Origin of the sequence: Pseudomonas sp. PIC25, from assembly GCF_002286785.1 — a bacterium.
Taxonomy (GTDB): domain Bacteria; phylum Pseudomonadota; class Gammaproteobacteria; order Pseudomonadales; family Pseudomonadaceae; genus Pseudomonas_M.
Genome location: NZ_MUJY01000165.1, coordinates 1 through 1312, shown reverse-complemented (window position 1 = coordinate 1312; position 1312 = coordinate 1). Strand labels below are relative to the sequence as shown.

At 52.6% G+C, this 1312-nt stretch carries 2 protein-coding genes; both read left to right on the top strand.

Features of this window, described 5'->3' with window-relative positions:
* The coding region (locus BZL41_RS20870; protein WP_218224597.1) for an RHS repeat domain-containing protein at positions 1 to 720 on the top strand (720 nt) is incomplete at its 5' end.
* Positions 704 to 1084, top strand: coding sequence for an ankyrin repeat domain-containing protein (locus BZL41_RS20865; protein WP_095601044.1), 381 nt, complete (start codon positions 704 to 706; stop codon positions 1082 to 1084). The genes BZL41_RS20870 and BZL41_RS20865, both read left to right, overlap by 17 nt.
* The last annotated feature ends 228 nt before the right edge of the window (positions 1085 to 1312 follow it).

Genomic DNA, 1312 nt, shown 5'->3' with positions numbered 1-1312 from the left:
CGCCTGGCCACCGACGCCAACCAACGGCTGCTGTGGAGCTGGAACAGCGACGCCTTCGGCGTCGGCCCCGCCAACCCCGACGTGGACGGCGACGGCATCATTACCGACATCCCCCTGCGCTTCCCCGGCCAGCTCTACGATGCGCACAGTGCGCTGCACTACAACTACTTCCGCGATTACGACCCGGAGACCGGGCGCTATGTGGAGAGTGATCCGATTGGGTTGAAGGGAGGGCTGAATACCTATGGGTACGCCTACCAAAATCCGATCAATAACTTCGACCCGGATGGGCGCCTAGTTTGGTTTCTGGGGCTTGGAGCCCTGGGAACAGGAACGACTGCTACCGCTGGTACAGGTTTTTGGGCAACAGGAGCCCTCCTTGGAGGAGCAGTACTTACATCCACTATTTCTGGTTCTACTCCAACAGATAGCAGTACAACTACAGAGGCGAGCCCTGGAAGTGCTGCAGAAAAAGCTCGGGAGCGTAAGGAGTACAGCCGTATTTGCAAATCACCGATACCCCCCTCTGGTGACCAATGCATAGATGCCCGAGCTAACCTAGAGAGACTCCGGCAATGCTTGACTTTGCGTGAAAATTTCAGCAAGAAATGGTTCAACGATAACGATGCCGGCCATATTACAGAAATAAATAATACTAGGAAGGCCATCGAGAATCTGGAAGATTTTTTGCGGAGGGTTTGCCGTGAAGAGTGCAACTAGCAAGGAAAAACTTGTACTGTTGTTAGCGGAATACTCGGCTCTTCCTGAGTATAGTGGAATAGAGTGCGTCGATGCCGAAAGTCGAAGTCTGTTCGGGGATAGCCCAATTCACATTGCTGCGACACGCGGAGATGTTAACGAGATAGAACTTTTACTGAAATGTGGTGCAGATATTAACAGCAAGGGAGAGCATGGTTATACAGCCCTGCATGATGCAATAGAGCAGGGGCACAAAGAAGCGGTCATCTATCTTTTAAAATATGGTGCAAATCCAGAAATCTTAAACGATGATGGATTTTCAGCTGCCGGTCTTGCCAATCTTTTGGGTGAGAATGAAATTCTTCGTTTGCTAGCTAGCATGTAACTCAATAAGGTGGATGGCCAAAACCATCCACCTCATCTTTTCCCACAGCCCTCACATTTCTCTCGCCCCAATCCCCAACCGACTTGCCTCCCTCCCCCTGAGCCGCTAGAGTCCGCCCCGTCACGGTCAATCCCGTGGCCGGGTGTCGCAACCTGTATGTTCGAGGCGCGGTAGCGCCGTAGCTGTGTAGCCGGCGCTTTTTTGTGCCTGGCTGCCGCATTTCTATGG